This is a genomic window from Thiothrix sp., from assembly GCF_028714775.1.
In the GTDB taxonomy this organism is placed as follows: Bacteria; Pseudomonadota; Gammaproteobacteria; order Thiotrichales; family Thiotrichaceae; genus Thiothrix.
Genome location: NZ_JAQTLS010000004.1, coordinates 214,121 through 227,801, shown reverse-complemented (window position 1 = coordinate 227,801; position 13,681 = coordinate 214,121). Strand labels below are relative to the sequence as shown.

General features: G+C 49.4%; 16 protein-coding genes. 15 read left to right on the top strand and 1 reads right to left on the bottom strand.

Annotation, left to right across the window (positions count from 1 at the left end):
• The first annotated feature begins 16 nt into the window (after window positions 1-16).
• From PHE17_RS05285 to PHE17_RS05225, 13 genes are all read left to right on the top strand, one after another.
• A complete protein-coding gene (locus PHE17_RS05285) occupies window positions 17-208 on the top strand; it encodes a hypothetical protein (protein WP_301014773.1) in 192 nt (63 codons plus the stop codon).
• Between the two features lie 41 nt (window positions 209-249).
• A complete protein-coding gene (locus tag PHE17_RS05280; RefSeq protein WP_301014772.1) occupies window positions 250-561 on the top strand; it encodes a hypothetical protein in 312 nt (103 codons plus the stop codon).
• 31 nt (window positions 562-592) lie between these two features.
• Window positions 593-850, top strand: coding sequence for a hypothetical protein (locus PHE17_RS05275; RefSeq protein ID WP_301014771.1), 258 nt, complete (start codon window positions 593-595; stop codon window positions 848-850).
• On the top strand, window positions 847-1,071 hold the full coding sequence (locus PHE17_RS05270) for a hypothetical protein (protein WP_301014770.1): 225 nt from the start codon (window positions 847-849) through the stop codon (window positions 1,069-1,071). The genes PHE17_RS05275 and PHE17_RS05270 overlap by 4 nt, the downstream gene beginning before the upstream one ends.
• Entirely contained in the window at window positions 1,061-1,525 is a 465-nt protein-coding gene (locus PHE17_RS05265; protein WP_301014769.1) for a hypothetical protein, read from the top strand. The genes PHE17_RS05270 and PHE17_RS05265 overlap by 11 nt, the downstream gene beginning before the upstream one ends.
• Window positions 1,526-1,773: 248 nt before the next feature.
• Complete coding sequence (locus PHE17_RS05260; RefSeq protein WP_301014768.1) at window positions 1,774-2,955, top strand: site-specific integrase; 1,182 nt, start codon at window positions 1,774-1,776, stop codon at window positions 2,953-2,955.
• Between the two features lie 255 nt (window positions 2,956-3,210).
• A complete protein-coding gene (locus PHE17_RS05255) occupies window positions 3,211-3,696 on the top strand; it encodes a C-GCAxxG-C-C family protein (RefSeq protein ID WP_301014767.1) in 486 nt (161 codons plus the stop codon).
• 234 nt (window positions 3,697-3,930) lie between these two features.
• Window positions 3,931-4,557 (top strand): hypothetical protein, encoded by a 627-nt coding sequence (locus tag PHE17_RS05250; RefSeq protein ID WP_301014766.1) that lies wholly within the window; start codon window positions 3,931-3,933, stop codon window positions 4,555-4,557.
• A gap of 146 nt (window positions 4,558-4,703) precedes the next feature.
• Window positions 4,704-5,291 carry a hypothetical protein gene (locus PHE17_RS05245; RefSeq protein WP_301014765.1) on the top strand — a complete coding sequence of 196 codons (588 nt, stop codon included), beginning with the start codon at window positions 4,704-4,706 and terminating at the stop codon, window positions 5,289-5,291.
• Window positions 5,292-5,348: 57 nt separating this feature from the next.
• Entirely contained in the window at window positions 5,349-6,896 is a 1,548-nt protein-coding gene (locus tag PHE17_RS05240; protein WP_301014764.1) for a hypothetical protein, read from the top strand.
• 159 nt (window positions 6,897-7,055) lie between these two features.
• A complete protein-coding gene (locus tag PHE17_RS05235) occupies window positions 7,056-8,552 on the top strand; it encodes a hypothetical protein (RefSeq protein ID WP_301014763.1) in 1,497 nt (498 codons plus the stop codon).
• A gap of 4 nt (window positions 8,553-8,556) precedes the next feature.
• Window positions 8,557-9,024 (top strand): hypothetical protein, encoded by a 468-nt coding sequence (locus PHE17_RS05230; RefSeq protein ID WP_301014762.1) that lies wholly within the window; start codon window positions 8,557-8,559, stop codon window positions 9,022-9,024.
• Entirely contained in the window at window positions 8,993-10,147 is a 1,155-nt protein-coding gene (locus PHE17_RS05225; RefSeq protein ID WP_301014761.1) for a hypothetical protein, read from the top strand. Before PHE17_RS05230 ends, PHE17_RS05225 begins: the two co-directional genes overlap by 32 nt.
• 12 nt (window positions 10,148-10,159) lie before the next feature.
• Here PHE17_RS05225 and PHE17_RS05220 read toward each other — a convergent pair whose 3' ends face one another.
• Window positions 10,160-11,584 (bottom strand): sigma-54 dependent transcriptional regulator, encoded by a 1,425-nt coding sequence (locus PHE17_RS05220; protein WP_301014760.1) that lies wholly within the window; start codon window positions 11,582-11,584, stop codon window positions 10,160-10,162.
• A gap of 382 nt (window positions 11,585-11,966) precedes the next feature.
• Here PHE17_RS05220 and PHE17_RS05215 point away from each other — a divergent pair, with 382 nt between their 5' ends.
• Complete coding sequence (locus PHE17_RS05215) at window positions 11,967-12,572, top strand: hypothetical protein (protein WP_301014759.1); 606 nt, start codon at window positions 11,967-11,969, stop codon at window positions 12,570-12,572.
• Between the two features lie 503 nt (window positions 12,573-13,075).
• Window positions 13,076-13,681, top strand: coding sequence for a hypothetical protein (locus PHE17_RS05210; RefSeq protein WP_301014758.1), 606 nt, complete (start codon window positions 13,076-13,078; stop codon window positions 13,679-13,681).

The window sequence follows — 13,681 nt, the reverse complement described above, 5'->3', positions numbered from 1 at the left end:
TAAAGAGGTATCAGAGATGGCATTCAGAGACGACAGCGAAAAAGCCAATGTAGTTGATAGCTACATTGGCTTGACTATTATTGGTCATCGTGAACTTCACGGAGGCGATGAAGATTTAGCGGCCTGCATCATGGAAGCGGCTTATGAACTTTCATTAGGCTCAAGGCCACACGGATATAAGTTTGCAGTGCTGACCGATGAAGATTAATCTGGCCTGCATGTAAAACTATATCAACCAAGGATTACGCCATGTTGCTAAACGAAGCACAACTAAGAAACATCGCAGAGGACGTAGACAAAATGGAACAAGAGGCAAAAAAACTGAACAAGGTTGCACGCATCAAGCGTGAATCTCTCGAACTCGACAGCATCAGGCGCTTGCATAGTGCAGCACAAATATCTGAAAAGCCGTCCGCCATTAGCACTCGGCAGGCAGCAACGCTTCGTGCAGCAAAAAATGCTTGTGCACTTTTCCTGAAAATGATTGACCCGATTCAAGTGGCACAAGCAAAGCCGCTTGTTGCTGACCTTGAAAAAATGGCTCGCGCAATCAACAGCTAACCAATTTTAAACCAACAACCAAGAGGTAGACATGAAAGAGAAAAAGACACTTGATGAACTCCATGCAGCAATTCGCAAGCTTGTGGATATGAAGGCCGCTGTTGATTCGGCAGCTTTCGACTACTCAGAAGCGGTACGCGAAACAGCCAAGGAATTCAGCATTAGCCGAAGCATGATTTCCGGCTTCGTTGCAGAGCAAAGCCGCGAAACGTTTTTGGAAGAGGTCGGCAAAGAATTTGTTGAAACCTATGCAGAAAACCACGCAACACAAACAGGGGTGGAACAATGAGTAACGAAGCACTGAAAGACGCACTTGACGAACTGGCAAGCCTGAAACAAGGTGCGATGGATGCCGCCGAAACTTTCAAGGATGGTGTTGAAGCCGTGGCGAAAAAGCACGGAATTACCAAAGGTGCAATCACAAAGTACATAACCGCCAGAATTGCCGAAAAGCTGGATAAGCTGGAAGAAGAAGCTGGCGACATTGAGACGTTGCTTCATGCAGCTTGACCTTGTGTCAACCACCATGCGCTACCCTGTGTCCATCGGGCTTGATCCCGGTGAACACACTGGTTTTGCTGTTTACGACCGAGTTTCGCGCCGCTTTTCTGAGTTGCGCGAAATCTCTTTTGAAACTGCCGTGTGGGAAATCACCGAAAAGTACAAGGCCGCTATCATCGTTATCGAACTGCCAAACAATAAGAGCGTTTGGCACAAGCCGGGTGCAGGCGGTCTGGCGGCAATCCAGCGCACTGCCGTCAATGTTGGGTCAGTGCTGCGTGAAGCTGAACTACTCAAGCGGTCGCTGCAATACTTCGGTAAGCGCAAGGGATGCGATTATGAAATACGTACCGTCCACCCGCAAGGCAAGGTAGATGCGGCGCGGTTTGAGCGCATTACCGGGCACTCAGGACGCAGTAACCAGCATTGCCGTGATGCTGGCTTGCTGTGCTGGGGCGTGTAGTGCTTGTCCTCCTTCCAAAACTCGAAGAGCGCACAGGTATAACGCCTGATGCGTTCGGTAAACTCAAACGTACCAACGCCCTGCAAGAAGGCGAGCACTGGTACAAAGCCCCCAACGGTCGCATATTCGCTGACGTTGAAAAAATTGAGCAATGGATAAAATCACCGTACACTAAAAAACGGGGAACTGAACAGCGCGGGCAAGCATCAAACAGAGCCAATAAAAGCCCGCTACCATTGGTCTAAATCATGCCGAGAGACGGTTCAGGTGTTCGCGCAACAGCAAGCAACACCATATCAATTACGTTCATGTTCCGTGGCGTCCGCTGCCGTGAAACAATCAAGCTTCCACCAACAAAAGAAAACCTACGCCGCGCCAAGCTGCACAAGTCAGCCATAGAGGACGCAATCATTAAAGGAACGTTCGACTATTCGGCAACATTCCCAAAGTCAAAGCGGGTTAATCTGTTCGCAGAAACACCAGTACAAGAGCCGTGCGCCATCACCGTTGCCGAGTACCTGCACCAGTGGATGGAGCGGAAGGCCAAAGAGCTACACGCCAGCAGCATAAACGGTTACAGGAAAATCATTGATAACCAGATTATCCCGGCATTTGGCAGCACTCCAATTGGTGAGCTTACACGCCCGGTGGTGCGCCAGTGGATTGAAGCCCATCCAGCGACAAACAAGACGATCAGCAACGTTTTATCACCGCTTCGGGCTGCGCTTACTGATGCCGTTGATGACGGGTTTATCGAAAACAACCCGCTTGCAGGGTGGAAGTACCGCAAGAGGCAGCCACCGAAAAGCAAGCGCGGAAAAAAGAAAGACCCGTTCAGCACTGCCGAGCAATCGGCAATACTCGGGGCAACGACTGGGCAGGGGCGAAACCTGCTACAGTTCCTCTTTTGGTCTGGCCTGCGCACATCTGAGGTAGTGGCATTGGAGTGGGGTGATATTGACTGGATAGGCAGGACAGCTCACATATCCAGAGCAGAAACACAAGCGGCTGACGAACCAGAGGACACAAAGACCAATGCAGGAACGCGCCGCCTTAAGCTTCTTAACCCTGCACTTGAAGCACTGGCAAATCAGAAAGAATTCACCTTCCTTGAAGGAAAGCGGGTATTTCACAATCCCCGGACAAATGAGCCGTGGGCAGGTGATCAGCCAATACGCCGGACACTATGGACGCCAGTGCTGAAAAAGGCCGGTGTGAGATACCGGAACCCGTACCAAACCCGTCACACATACGCCAGCATGATGATAAGCAGCGGGGAGCCTATCAAGTGGCTATCGAAGCAATTGGGGCACTCTGACATGGTTACAACGTTGCGAACCTATGTAGAATGGCTTGATGATGCAGACCCAACAGCAGGTGAAAAAGCCGTTGATTTGTTCAGTTATGGCAAGATTAATGGCAAGAACTGAATTTATATAAATTATATTTTAATCAAAACAAAGACTTGTTAGACTTAAAACGCGGGTTCAATCCCCGCCGCCTCCACCAATGAGAAAAAGCCTTGCAAATCAAAAACTTGCAAGGCTCTTTACTTTATACCCCTCAAACTCAACTCATCTTTTGCATCCCAAAAACACCAGAAAACCTGATCTATATTAAGACTTTCTTATAGACCCCGTGTGAGAATGTGCGGCGAATTCCCCCCTAACACAAGGACTGAGCACATGGATAAGAAAGCAGCAAAACAAGCACTCGCAGAAGAGGCATACCACAAAGCGTTACAATATGAACTGGATTATGGCTGCTGCCCACAGTGTGTGCTGGCGACCGTACAAGAAACCGTCGGCTTGGTGGATGATGCCACCATCAAGGCAGTGCACGGGCTTTCCGGCGGTGGCGCATTGGCAGGCGCTGGCACATGCGGCGCATTGAGCGGCGGGCTGGTAGCGTTAGGGGTACGTTTCGGGCGTGACCGCGACAAATTGGATAAAGGCCGTTGCATCAATAACTTCAAGAAGTGCAAAGACCTGACAGAAAAATTCCAAGCGGAATTTGGCGGCACAACTTGCCAAGACTTGCAGCAGCAGTTCACCGGGCGCACTTACGATATGTGGGATGCGGGCGAATACAAAGCATTCGATGATGCACGCGGCAAACAGTGCGCCCACGCCACCGGCATGGTGACAAAATGGGTCATTGAAATGCTGTAACAGCACACCGCAGGTTGTAGATAGACAACGGCCTGTTGGACATTCACAGGGGATTGTTGAATATCTACAACCTCCCCTCCTTCCCCGCTCAATCAATTTTCAAACAACCTATTGTTATCACTGATAATTTCATTAGCCTCGGCAAGTTGGCACAGCTCCTGCAATATTCCAGTCAAACAGGCTGCAACACAAGCCAAACGACAATACCAAAAATGACTTTGCGAGGAACCAACCATGAAATTCAACTACATCGCCCTGAGCATCGCCTTATTTGCCGTTAGCACCCAAGGCTTCGCCGCAAACAGTGATACCGTGAAATATTCCGTTGATGTCAACCAAAGCATCAGCGTGGACAGCCCTGCTGACCCAAGCACCGCTGCGGCAGGCGATTCCATTGCAGTTGCATGGACAGTGAACAGCAATAATGCCTTCAAATACACATTTACTGGCGCATCCAAAGGCGATGATGGCTCTACCATCGCGTTCCCACAGTTCACCAAACAGGACGTGGATGCCAATGGCAAACTGGTCGATAAGAACTATGACCACCTTGATACCACCTTCGGTGTTTCCCTTTCTGAGTATGCCTCTGTCCAACGTGGCAATACCTGGGGAAATGGCAAAACGGCATCCGGCAAAGCGGAATCATTGGTGGCAGACACCTCCAAAACCGAATCCCCTTTCGGCACAATGGGTCGGGTCATGCCTAACGACAACACCGGCAAAGCAGTTGTTAGCTTGTTTGCTAAAGGCACACCGGATGCCGCTGACCAATCCGGCATCTACAACACAGAAGTCATGCTGACAGTCACAGCGGAAGAACAACTCGGCGGCAGAGAAGGCGAAAAAGAATCTGACTAAAACCTAACACCAACCCGCAACGCACAAATTGATAATTCATCAGGCTAATGGGTGACACCGACACAAGTCAGGTGTAATGTTATAAGCACCCAAGACTAAAGCCAAAGTTTGAATTATAACAATACGTGCTACTGCGAGGTGTCAGGATGAAACTCCGCAAGATGGTTGTTTTAACCATCCTCCTAAACGAACCGTTATTTGCCGTAGAGCAGGACACCGTAACGTATGCTGCACAAGTGCCCCTCGCTATCAGCGTGGACACTATCGGCACAACCTCTCAGGTGACGCCTGGCGAGATTATTTCCATGCAATGGATGGTGCATAGCAATAATGCATTCCGTTACAAATTTTCAGGGGTCGCCAAAGACGAAACGGGCAAGGAAGTGCCCTACCCCATGCTTTACAAACAGGAAATTGATGCCAATGGCAAACACATTCCTGATAGCTACGAAGTTATGGATACCCTGTTTGGTGTGACGGTATCGGACTACGGCTCAGTACAGCAATGCGACAACTGGGGAAAGGGAATGGCAGCCGTGGGTTCCGCCGCCGATCTGGTCAAGGAACCTGCCGACCTGCTCTCACCTTCCGGCAGTATGGGACGCATTATGACAGGCGATGCCGACAATCAGGCCAAGATTGGCCTTTACGCCAAAGGCATCGCCGATATGTCAGACCAGTCTGGCTTGTATAACGCCGTCGTCATGTTGACGGTCATTCCAGACGAACAATAAGCAAATACACAAACATTTTCATTTAATCAATAAAAAATCACGCGAGGTTTTTACATCATGGCCATAAAGAAAGCCCTATTACTGTTCACCCTATTTTGGCTGTTCCTGAATGAAGCCTTTGCAGGCATTCAGGTTACACCTGCGATTGTCAGGATCGAGGCCAAGGGCAGTGAATACGAAATCCCCCTGACCATCAAAAACACGTCCGATAAGGACATGAGCTATCTCGTCACCTACCTGAGCAACAACATCAGGAACGAAGACGGCGACTGGATTTATGCCAATACCGCCACCAACAAAGCTGCGATTGACTGGGCATCCTTGGACAAGGAAAAGATGGAAATCAAACCCGGCGGCAATGACGACATCAAAGTTGTCATCAAAATGAAGCCAACCATGACCGGCGACTTCAACCTTGCCCTGCTGTTGGAACAAGACCAAGACAAAATGCGCGAAAAGCTTTCGCCAGAAAACAAGACCGGGCAAAAGATCGGCGCACAAATCCTGCCACTCATGCGGGTTGCGATCCCCATTTACATCAGGAAAGCTTCCGAAGACATGATGACCATCAAGATTGGCAGCGCCATCAAGTATGACCCCATCGAAATGACGGCCTTGACCAAAGGCATCAAAGGCATCAAGGCAACGCAGGTCATCGAAAACAGCGGCATGTACGAAACACTGGCCACGACCCATTGCGACCTGATCAATGCAGAAAACAATGCCAAACTGAAAACCACCGATGCATTGCCGAAGATCATTGCCTTGTTGCCCACCGAACGCCGCCGGGTTGAATGCTTCTTCCCCGGTGTGTTACCTACAGGCAAGTACGAGATCGTCACTTACTATGACCTCAATATCCGCAATACCGAGATTGTCGAGAAAGGCTCACAACGCAAGGAATTCGATGTGTCAGCCGAGCTGGCGCAGTCCTTACAGTCTGAACTTGACTCAGAACTGCCTGCACCTGTGATCACCGATGTTACGGAATTGGCGGAACAGTTTGATGGCAAACCCAAGCCATTCAAGATCAAGATCACCAACCCAACGACAGAAACGCTCAAGTTGGAGCCGCTGGTTGAATTGGGCGAAGGGTCTGACATCAAAACCAGTGTGGAGCCTGAAAACTTGGAAATTGAAGGCGGCAAAAGCGCTATCCTGACCGTCAAAATGGATACGGCGGCAGAAGTGAAAAGCATCTACGGGCACTTGCTGCTGACCGCAACCAATATGGACGGCTATGCACCTTACCGTTTGCCAATTGCCCTGCGGGCCAGCGATGCCACCGTCAGCAGCGAAATCAAGGTCACGGGCATCAAGGTGGAAGCCGATGAGAAATCCAAGCACTTTAAACTGCTGCTCAGCAATACTGGCTCCGATTATGTGCCTGACATTACCGGCGAGATTACCATCAAGAGCTTCACAGGCCAGATCATTGACAAGCTGAAACCAGCCTTCAAGGATACCGCCCTGTTACCCGGCGAAAAGACCTTGGTTTACGGTGTCTCCGACAAGGTTGAACCGGGTTCCTACAAGCTGGATGTAAGCCTGCAAGACCGCACCGGCAAAGCCTACCAGCAAGAAGTTGAGGCCACCGTCAACTGACCAACGCGCTGACAACACCCTCCACCTTCCGGGCTACCACTTAGCCCGGAAGTCTGTAGTAGCAAGCTGGACAAGGTTTCATCTTTGATTCAGCTACTTACGCTAGAATGCCCACAGTGAGGGTAAATTCCCCCATCCCCAGACGCTTGGTAATCCTAAATGCAGACAAGAACAATAACGATAAAGGCATTGCTCCTGTTGTCAGGTTTCGCGTCTGCATGTGCGTATGGTTATGAACGTAACGGGCGTGCCGAAGCAGCCCCCACCGCCCAGCCCATCTGGCAAAACATGGACACCGCACCATCATCACCCGCCGCCAGCGTCCAGCAGGTGGATATTGCACCCGCTATTTCCCCCCCTTCCTTGCCAACCATTCAAAGTACAGATTTCGAGTCCAACGCTGCTGCAAAAAAGCAGTTTAACAAGGTGTTCGACTCGGTATACCAAGCCTTGGGGAAAGATGGGATTGACGCTGCCCAGCAGGATTTTTCCGGTAGCCGCCACTTAACGGATGGGCAAACCGTCAGTGTTGAATTCATTGAAGCCAATATCCGCGAAGCCTTCGCCGAACTTGGCAACCAAACCGGCATCCCCTTCATTCTGGAAGAAGGCGTGCAAGGTTTCGTCAGCCTGAAACAAGAAAAAGCCCCGCTAAAAAAAGTCATGGAAATGATGCTAGTTGCGGGTGGATACCGCTACAAAGAAATGGAAAATTATATTCTGATCGGAATTCCAGATTCCCAAAATCCTGTTTTTGACGACATAAAGAAGACCGAAACTGTCAACCCGGCCTTTTTGAAGCCCACTGAAATCCTGTCCTTGTTGTCTGATAAATACGTCAAGCTAGTCAAAGCCAATGATGACAACAACACCATTGCCGTTACTGCTGACCCCATTACTTTGGCAAGGATACAGGATGATATTGCTAAGATAGACCAACGTCCTGAACAGATCATGCTGGAAGTGTTGGTGGTCGATATTAGCAAAACCGCGAAAAGCCGTATGGGCATTGACTGGTGGTCCAGCAGCAGTGGCACACTGGCTGCTCCCGTCAACGGAAAAAGCCTTGGCTTTGAAGGCGTAGAAGAGAGCTTCAAACTGCTAAGCCCATTGAATATGCTGTCTTTACGTATTGAATCACTGGTTGATATTGGTGAAGCCAAAATATGGGCATCACCCAAAGTCTTAACCTCGAATGGTAAAAAAGCCAATATTTCTGTCAAATCCATCGAGACACTCCCGATCGTCTCCGGGCCACAACAATATTTGCAAGTGGAAACCAAAAACTTTGAATCGGGTGTCAGCATGATGATTACCCCCAAAGTTTCCAACGATGGCTCAATCAATTTGGTCATTGAGAATGCTCAAGTGGCAACCATTGAAATGGCAGGTGAAGCACAAACCACGGGTGAGCGTTTACCTGTCCTGACTTCACGCGCTATCAGTACAAACGTTACCATGCAAAACAATGAAACCTTGGTTATTGGCGGTTTACTGGATGTCCGAGGATCAGAAAATGACAAGCGTATACCGGGGCTGGGAACTGGTATGTTCGATAAAATTTTCGGCGCTGAACAGGCAAAAAGGGAAACCCGCGACCTTTTGATATTTATTACGCCAAGGGTCATGAAAGACAAAAAACTCAATTTAGGATGAAATCATGAAAAAAGAACTACAACTATTCGCTTTTTCCGGCATGTTAGCATTAGTCGGCTGCGCTGACGGCAATATCAAGCAAGACAACGCCATGACCCAAATCATGATGCAAAAAGAAACAGCAATCGACAACCAATACCAAGACAAACTCAGCCAACAAGATGGACGCATTAAAGGTCTTGAAGAGGCATTGATCAAAGGCTTAACCGACTCACTCCGCAGCGCCGAAGTGAACCGTGAAATTGCCAATGAAGCCCTTAGCTTGGCAAAAGAAAACAGCAACGCCTTGAAAAAGCTGGCTTCCGACTTGGCAGACTTGGAAGCCAAAGCCAAAAAATCTGCCTCTGCCAGCAAAAGCAGTCCAGCACCCGCCAAAGAAAAAGACAAAGGGACAGAAGCAAGCTTCTCAGAAAGCCCCTCCTCTGCTGACAAAGGTGGCGTTGATGACAGCGGTTTCAAAAAAATTGAATAAGTTTGCCAGCAGCATCCTCTTGCTGATGATAACCCTATCCCCACTACGGGGATGGGCGTTGGCTGTCACCCCGGATATTATTGAGCTGGAAGTAAACGCTCAGCCCGTCAGTGTCACCCTGCTACCAGCACTAGGGGATGATAAGCTAATCTACAAGTTACGCCCGACCGCCGAAGACACATGGGATAAATCCGTCAAGCTAGAAATCACTGTTGATAAGGTAAGGAAGGAAACCCTATCCCTCGAATCCCCTTATCTGTTCCTAGAATTTCCTGAAAAATACCCTGTCACCTTAAACATTACCGCCCAATCTGATGCAGCATTAGGCGACAAAGAATTAAGGGCACGACTATGGGGAGACAGCGGACAACATCCATTATTGTTACGGATAAAACCCAGCAGCAAATCACCCGAATCTACCGAAAAAAAAGAAACCTACTGCAAGAACAGCACCTTCTTCCATGACGCAATGGAGAAAGATGGGTTTTATTTAACTGATTTTGAAACCAGTCCATCAATACAGCTCTGCAATGATTATGGTTTTCCGGTAAAAATGCTATACAACTTTTACCAACTTGAATTTGACAAAGAAGGAAAGCCCATCAATCGACAAACCCTGAATGACCAAGATTTCAAAGTCAGCACGAATACCTTAGAAACCGGGCAAAAGGATACTATCCATATCATCCCCCGACAGGGACATGATTATTTTGCCATGACGGTTGATTTCGTCAAAACCGAAGACAGTGTATCAAAATTAGTCGGGCAAAATGTTTTTGTGTTTACCAAGAAAGCAAAAAGTATTCCTGATTACCAAATAACCGCAGCATCCTACCGTAAAGTCCCCTACTCCGCGTGGCTTGACTTAGAGCTTGAAAATACTGGCGAACTGCCCATGACGGCAAAGATCGACCTAATCCTCAGGAACACCAAAGGGATACCCGTCATACGAGGTGAAATGGCAAAGGATAAGCCACTGATACTCCCCCAGCAAAAGGGGGTTTTCAGCCTCGAATTTCCGGGATATGAAGAATACAGTTACCAACCCCTAACCGCAGAAATCTACATCACCTTGGATGGCAAATACCAACGCAAGCACCGTTACGCCATCAAAATAGATTAATGGCAGGGTAATTCACGCACATTCCTGATCCAGAGAATATTTCTGGATACGGTAAGTCAGTTGGCGGAAGGTCATCCCCAAAATCCGTGCCGCACGGGTACGGTTCCAATGTGTGTAATCCAATGCACGAAAGACCAAATCTTTTTCGGCATTTTCATCTTCAGGGTTCCAAACATCTTCTGATCGCAGCTCTTCAGATTCAGCCGCCTGCTTCGGTGGCAAAGCAGCGGCAACCACGTTGCCTACCGTAAAAGTTGGGGCATCCAAACGCAATGCCTGCAAGTGCAAATCCCCTGCTTCAATGACTTGGCTATTACACAGGGTACAAGCACGCTCAAGGATGTTTTCCAACTCACGCACGTTGCCGGGAAAGTCATACGTCGACAGGGAACGCCGCGCCGCATCCGACAAACGCACGGGCGACATCTGCCATGCACGGGCAATTTTCCCCAAGAAAAAGTCTGCCAGCAGCAAAATGTCGCTGCCGCGCTCACGCAATGCAGGCACATCCAGTTTGATCACATTCAGGCGGTAATACAAATCCTGCCGGAAACGCCCCGCGATGACTTCATTTTCCAAATTCTTATGGGTTGCGCTCAAAATCCGCACATCAACCCGCGTTTCATCCAAACCACCCACGGGCTTGACCGCCTTTTCCTGAATCGCACGCAACAATTTTACCTGCATGGTCAGGGGTAAATCCGCCACTTCATCCAGAAACAGCGTGCCTTTGTGCGCAGCTTGGAACAGCCCTTGTTTATCGGTAACTGCGCCAGTAAAACTGCCCTTTTTATGCCCGAAGAATTCGCTTTCCATCAAGTTTTCCGGGATTGCACCGCAGTTGACCGGAATGAAAGGCGCGGCTTGGCGTGGACTTTGTAAGTGAATCTCGTGTGCCACCCGCTCCTTACCACTGCCGGATTCGCCGTGGATGTAGACTGGCGCTTGGCTGCGAGCCAACTTCGCGATTGTTGCCTTAAGTTGCTGGATGACGGGGGAATTTCCCAGAATACTGCTCTCTTGAACATCGCCTGCCGCAGCACCTGTGTCCTTTTGCCGATGATTGCGGGCAACCAATTGTTGGGCGGCTTTAATCAATTCCCTCAGCCTCGGCATATCGACGGGCTTGGGAATGAAATCGAATGCCCCCGCCTTAAGTACGGCAATCGCCGCCTCCAAACTCACATTAGCGGTCAGGACAGCGAGCGGAATATGCGGGTGTTGTTTTTGCAGGAAATTCGCCACATCAAGGCTGCTGCCGTCAGGGAACTGCATGTCTGTCAGGCAAAAATCCGGCGCGTATTGCCCAATCTTGCTGCACGCATCTTGTACATTATTTGCCGTGACGGTGTTTAACCCCATCCGTAACAGGGTCAGTTCCATTGCTTCACGGGATGCAGGTTCACTGTCAATGATCAATACAGTTTGCTCTGCCATTGGGTTTTCCTTTTATTTTATATTTTTTGACACATGGGGCTTGGGGACATGGCCTACCCCTTCATGGTAGCTAAAATCGGGGCAAGAAACATTCGCTTTACGACGAAGTGGGTAGGCAATCTTGCGCATTTCCCGCCGCTTTGGGAAAAACCAACACCTAGCTGTTGAAAGCCAACCCAAAAACTGTAAAAAACCGCCATGCCATAGGGGGCCACCTACCAAACGAAAATCATGAAAAATTCCAACTTACTGTTATTTAATTAGTTTTTGTTAATTCAGGATAGTTGGCACAGCTCCTGCATTACCTAAGTCAAGGCCACAACGAAACAGCCTGAAAATTTAAACTGACCAATAAAACGATAATTCTACAAGGAGATTGACCATGAAACTGAACATCATCGCACTGAGCATCGCCCTGTTTGCCGTTAGCAACCAAGGTTTCGCCGCTGACAATGACACCGTAAAATACTCCGTCGACGTTAACCAGAGCATCAGCGTGGACAGCCCGGCTGACCCTAAGACCGCTGCGGCAGGGGATGCCATCCAAGTAGGTTGGACAGTCGACAGCAACAACGCTTTCAAATACGCTTTCTCTGGTGCTTCCAAGGGTGATGATGGCTCTGCCGTGACTTTCCCACAGTTCACCAAACAGGACGTGGATGCCAATGGTACGGCAGTCGCCAACAATTATGACCACCTCGACACCACCTTCGGTGTTGCCTTGGACAAGTTCCAGTCAGTACAGAAAGGCTCTACTTGGGGTGAAGCTGAAAAAGCCGGTGGCAAAGCCGAAACGCTGGTGGCTGACACTTCCAAAGCCGAATCACCTTACGGCACGATGGGGCGGGTTATGCCGGGCGACGAAACTGGCAAGGCGGCCATCAACCTGTACGCGAAAGGGACACCGGATGCAGCTGACCAATCCGGCATCTACAACACGGAAGTCATGCTGACCGTCACGGCTGAAGAGCAACTCGGCGGCAGCTAAACACAACGCTTACCTCGCAACAGCCCTGCATGATCCGTCATGTGGGGCTTTTTTGCGTCACCAGAAACTAATAGTCAGCAACGCCAGCACAAGGCTGACAGCAATCACCAACAGGATTATTTTTATATCATTCGTCATGGGGTTTCTCCTTGAGATGCCTACGATAGCCAACTGCCGCAACACCCGCCAGCCCCTTACCAAGCTAACCGACCAACGGTAAACCAGACTTCTTGAACGGCAGCACGCCCCCTTGCTGTGCTTTATTTTTCGTTTGGGGAAAACCAACACCGTCTTGTTGAAAGCAAACCCCGAACCTGTCAAAAACCTCCAACTTGCTGGCTATCGAAAAATCTCAAATTATCATAAATTATTGTTATTTAACTAGTTTTTATTAATGCTCGACAGTTGGCACAGCTCCTGCAATACCTAAGTCAAGGCCACAACGAAACAGCCTGAAAATTTAAACTGACCAATAAAACGATAATTCTACAAGGAGATTGACCATGAAACTGAACATCATCGCACTGAGCATCGCCCTGTTTGCCGTTAGCAACCAAGGCTTCGCCGCTGACAATGACACTGTAAAATACTCTGTCGATGTTAACCAAAGCATCAGCGTGGACAGCCCCGCTGACCCTAAGACCGCTGCGGCAGGTGATGCCATCCAAGTGGGTTGGACAGTCGACAGCAACAACGCCTTCAAATACGCCTTCTCGGGTGCTTCCAAGGGTGATGACGGCTCTGCCGTAACGTTCCCACAGTTCACCAAACAGGACGTTGATGCCAATGGTACGGCAGTCGCCAACAATTATGACCACCTCGACACCACCTTCGGTGTTGCCCTGAAAGAATACCAATCTGTGCAAAAGGGCGACACTTGGGGAGATGCTGACAAGGCAGGTGGCAAGGCTGAAACGCTGGTGGCTGACACATCTAAGGCGGAATCCCCTTACGGCACGATGGGGCGCGTTATGCCGGGTGATACCACTGGCAAAGCAGCCATCAACCTGTACGCTAAAGGCACACCTGATGCGGCTGACCAATCCGGCATCTACAACACAGAAGTCATGCTGACCGTCACGGCTGAAGAGCAACTCGGCGGCAGCTAA